The following is a 4236-nucleotide window of genomic DNA, read 5'->3' as shown; positions in this document are numbered from 1 at the left end:
GGGCACGTGGGTGCCCGGGGCGGCGGTGCAGGGACGACCGTCGACAGCCGGTTGCCCGGCTGCCCGGCCGACGGGTCAGAGGAAGTAGAGGCGGTTCAGCGGGACTTCCTCGGCCGGGGAGGACTGCAGCGGGGTGCCGTCGAGGGTGACGAGGCCCTGGCGCGGGTCCACGAGGACCTCGCCGAGGCGGGTGTTGCGGACCATGTCGCGCGGGCCGATGCCACGGGTGTCGCGGACGGCGACGCGACGGCGCCGGGTGGTCATGGTGTCGTACGGGCGGGCGTGGGTGCCGGACTCGGCGGCGGCGCGGCTGGTGAAGGCGACGGAGAGGTCGGCCGGGGTGGCACCGTGGGCGCCGAACAGGGGGCCCATGACGAGGGGTTGGCAGGTTTCGGTGGCGGCGTTGGGGTCGCCGGTGACGCCGTAGGCGGGGAAGCCGGCCTTGAGGACCAGCTGGGGCTTGGCACCGAAGGAGGCGGGTTGCCACAGGACGATGTCGGCGAGCTTGCCGACCTCGATCGAGCCGACCTCGTGGGAGAGGCCGTGCGCGATGGCCGGGTTGACGGTGAGCTTGGCGATGTAGCGCAGTACGCGCTCGTTGTCGTCGTCCGGGCCGTCGCCCTCCAGCGGGCCGCGTTCGGCCTTCATCTTGCCGGCCACGGCGAAGGTGCGGCGCACCGTCTCGCCGGCCCGGCCCATGCCCTGGGCGTCGGAGGAGGTGATGCCGATGGCCCCGAGGTCGTGCAGCACGTCCTCGGCGCCCATCGTGCCGGCCCGGATGCGGTCGCGGGCCATCGCGGCGTCGCCGGGCAGATCGGTCTTGAGGCCGTGGACGGAGACGATCATGCCGTAGTGCTCGGCGACCGCGTCCCGGCCGAACGGCAGGGTGGGGTTGGTGGAGGAGCCGATGACGTTCGGCACGCCCGCCATCTTCAGCACGTTGGGGACGTGTCCGCCGCCGCAGCCCTCGATGTGGAAGGCGTGGATGGTGCGGCCGTCGAGGACGCGCAGGGTGTCCTCGACGGAGAGGCACTCGTTCAGGCCGTCGGTGTGCAGGGCCACCTGGACGTCGTACTCCTCGGCGACGGACAGTGCGGTGTCCAGTGCGCGGGTGTGCGCGCCCATGTCCTCGTGCACCTTGAAGCCGCAGGCCCCGCCCTCGGCCAGGGCTTCGACGAGCGGGGAGGGGTGGGAGGAGGAACCGCGGCCCAGGAAGCCGATGTTGACGGGCCAGGCGTCGAAGGAGTTGAAGGCGTGGCGCAGCGCCCAGGGCGAGTTGACGCCGACGCCCCAGACCGGGCCGAACTCCTGGCCGATGATGGTGGTGACGCCGGAGGCCAGCGAGGCCTCCATGATCCGCGGGGACATCAGGTGGACGTGGGTGTCGATGGCGCCGGCGGTGGCGATCAGGCCCTCGCCGGAGACGATGGCCGTCCCGGTGCCGACGACCACGTCGACACCGTCCAGGGTGTCCGGGTTGCCGGCCCGCCCGATGGCGGCGATCCGGCCCTCCCGGATGCCGATCGAGGTCTTGCGGATGCCCTGGATCGCGTCGATCACCAGGACGTTGCTGATGACGAGGTCGCAGGTGTCCCGGACGGCGGCGGCCTTGAGGTGCAGGCCGTCGCGGGCGGTCTTGCCGAAGCCGACCAGGAACTCGTCACCTGGCCGCTGGGAGTCGGATTCGACCCGGACGACCAGACCGCTGTCGCCGAGCCGGACCCGGTCCCCGGCGCGCGGGCCGTGCACGGCGGTGTACTCGGACGCTTCGGTGCTGCTGCTCACGGCTGGTTCTCCTGCTCGTCGTCGACTGCTCCGAGGTAGCCCTGCTCGGCCGCCCGGCGCAGGGCCTCCTGCCGTGTCCGCGGTGCGTCCAGCGGGCCGTCCACGAGCCCCGCGAAGCCGATCGCGACCCGCTCGCCGCCGATCGGCACCAGGCCGACCTCGACGGTGGTGCCCGGGTCGAAGCGCACCGAGGAGCCGGCCGGGACGGCCAGGTGGGTGCCGTAGGCGGCGGCACGGTCGAAGGCCAGGCGCGGATTGGCCTCGAAGAAGTGGAAGTGCGAGGTGACCGAGATCGGCACGTCCGCGGTGTTGTGCACGGCGAGGGTGTGCACGGGCTCGGTGCGGTCGCCGAGGTGGCCGGTGGGGAGCACGGCGCCGGGCGCGGCCTCGCCGAGGGTGCCGCCGCCGAACGGGTCGGCGATGACGGCGAGCCGGGTTCCGTCCTCGAACACGGCCTCGACCTGGATCTCGGTGACGAGGTCGGGGACGCCGGGCAGGACATCGGCGGAGGAGAGGACGGAGCGCCCCCGTCGGACGGCCTCGGCCAGCCGGAGGCCGTCGCGGGCGGCCTCGCAGACGGTGTCCGAGACGAGGGCGATGGCCTCGGGGACGTTGAGCCGCAGGCCGCGGGCGCGGCGGGCGCGGGCGAGTTCGGCGGCCGTGAAGATCAGTAGCCGGTCGCGTTCGGTGGGGGTCAGCTGCACAAGGGTTCCCTTCTCCCTCGGTGCGGGACGGCGGGGGTCAGCCGGCGGGCTGGTCGTGGGTGGCGCAGTGGATGCCGCCCCCGCCGCCGGCGATGGTGTCGATCTGGAGGGGGACGATCTCGCGGTCCGGGTACTGGTCCCGGAAGATCTCCTGGGCGTGGCCGTCGGCCTTGGCGTCGCCGAACTTCGGCAGGTAGACGCCCTTGTTGCCGATGTAGAAGTTCATGTACGAGGAGACGAAGGCGTCGCCGCGGCCGGTGATCCGGTCCGGGTCGGGCTGGCTGATCTCGATCACCTTGAGCTTCCGTCCGGCGGCGTCGGTGGCCTCGGCGAGGACGGCGCGGGCCTGGTCGGCGGAGCGGGACCAGACGTCCGGCGGGGTGCCGGGGAAGGCCCGGTCGAGGAGGACGACCCCGGGTGCGGCGAAACGGGCGAGGCAGTCGACGTGGGCGTCGGTGATGTCCTTGCCCTTGACGCCCGCGAGCCAGATCACCTTGGTGAGGCCCAGCACCCGCTTGAGTTCCGCCTCGACCTCGTCGCGGGTGCGGCCGGGGTTGCGGTTCTCGTTGACCACGGAGCTCTCGGTGACCAGCAGGGTGCCCTGGCCGTCGGTCTCGAAGGAGCCGCCCTCGGCGGTGATCGGGGTCTCGATCCGTTCGATCCCGTACTTCTCCAGGACCGTGCGGGCGATCCGGGCGTCGTTGGTGTGCTCCTGCTTTCCGCCCCAGCCGCTGAAGTTGAAGTCCACGCCCTGGACCTTGCCGCCCTCCTCCACGAAGACCGGGAGGGTGTCGCGGGCCCACAGGTCGTCCACCGGGACGGAGAGCAGCTCGACGCCCGGACCGCAGGCGTTGCGGGCCGAGGTCTCCTGGCCGGGGCGGACGAGCAGGACCACCGGTTCGCGCTCACCGATGGCCGTGGCCACCGAGGCGATGTCCCTGCGGACGGCCCCGAGCTGGTCGCCCCAGACGTTCTCGGAGGCGGGCCAGGCCATGAAGGTCCGTTCGTGCTTCTCCCATTCGCCGCCGAGCCGGCGTCCGCGGGCGGGGGAGGGCGCGGGGGGTGGAACGGGCGCGTCCGGGGACGGCTGCCCGGGAGCGCCGGAGGTCGGGGCCGCGGGGTCGGCGGGGTCGTCGCCGGAGGCGGCGCAGGCGCTCGCGCCGAGGGCGATCACACCGGCTCCGGCGAGGGAGCGCAGCACCGTGCGGCGGGCGAGGGGGGACTGGGACACGCTGGACTCCGGTGGGGCTGGGGGTGGTTCCGGCCCGGCGGGCGGGCCAGGCTCCTGGGGAGCGGCCCGCGTGGCGCCGGTGGGCGGCGGACGAAGAGGCCGTCCCGGGGGACGAGGTCGTCCGGCATCGCCGGAACTGAACTCTCGCATTGACTGAAAAATCAGTCAAGCTTTACGGTGGAGGCGCCCAAACCACCCCGAGACGACCGGACCGCCGCCGCGTGCGGCCCCGGTCACGACGATGAAAGGCCGGGTGAGGCGGCGATGCTGCGCAATGGTCTGGAGCCCTGGCACGTACTGGTGACGGTGGCCGTCCTGGTGCTGCTGTTCGGCTCCAGGAAGCTGCCCGAGATGGCGCGCGGACTGGGGAAGTCGATGCGCATCCTGAAGTCCGAGACGGCGGCCCTGCGGGAGGACGGGGCGCCCGCCGGTCCGTCGGCGCAGCCGTCCGACGGCCCCGCGGCGCCGTCGCCCGCCGGCCCGGCGGCCGAGCCGGTGAAGCGTCCGGTCTGACCG

At 73.3% G+C, this 4236-nt stretch carries 4 protein-coding genes; 1 reads left to right on the top strand and 3 read right to left on the bottom strand.

Annotated elements, in window-relative coordinates:
* Nucleotides 1–75: 75 nt before the first annotated feature.
* The 3 genes from ACFU7Y_RS41040 to ACFU7Y_RS41030 are packed head-to-tail and all read right to left on the bottom strand — an operon-like array spanning nt 76 to nt 3720.
* Complete coding sequence (locus ACFU7Y_RS41040) at nt 76–1785, bottom strand: urease subunit alpha (RefSeq protein WP_224280291.1); 1710 nt, start codon at nt 1783–1785, stop codon at nt 76–78.
* A complete protein-coding gene (ureA, locus tag ACFU7Y_RS41035; RefSeq protein WP_224280289.1) occupies nt 1782–2489 on the bottom strand; it encodes an urease subunit gamma in 708 nt (235 codons plus the stop codon). Before ureA ends, ACFU7Y_RS41040 begins: the two co-directional genes overlap by 4 nt.
* 37 nt (nt 2490–2526) lie before the next feature.
* Nucleotides 2527–3720 (bottom strand): agmatine/peptidylarginine deiminase, encoded by a 1194-nt coding sequence (locus ACFU7Y_RS41030; protein WP_224280287.1) that lies wholly within the window; start codon nt 3718–3720, stop codon nt 2527–2529.
* 264 nt (nt 3721–3984) lie between these two features.
* On the opposite strand from ACFU7Y_RS41030, the gene tatA reads away from it, so the two are divergent.
* Nucleotides 3985–4233, top strand: coding sequence for a Sec-independent protein translocase subunit TatA (gene tatA, locus ACFU7Y_RS41025; protein WP_380771497.1), 249 nt, complete (start codon nt 3985–3987; stop codon nt 4231–4233).
* Nucleotides 4234–4236: the final 3 nt, after the last annotated feature.

The organism is Kitasatospora sp. NPDC057542 (genome assembly GCF_042801945.1).
Taxonomy (GTDB): Bacteria; Actinomycetota; Actinomycetes; order Streptomycetales; family Streptomycetaceae; genus Kitasatospora.
Note: the sequence above shows the minus strand (reverse complement) of the source record. Positions and strands in the feature narration are given on the sequence as shown.

Bases quoted from the DNA above. Each gene is read 5' to 3' on its own strand.
- tatA (WP_380771497.1), top strand. From the start codon at position 3,985: ATGCTGCGCAATGGTCTGGAGCCCTGGCACGTACTGGTGACGGTGGCC.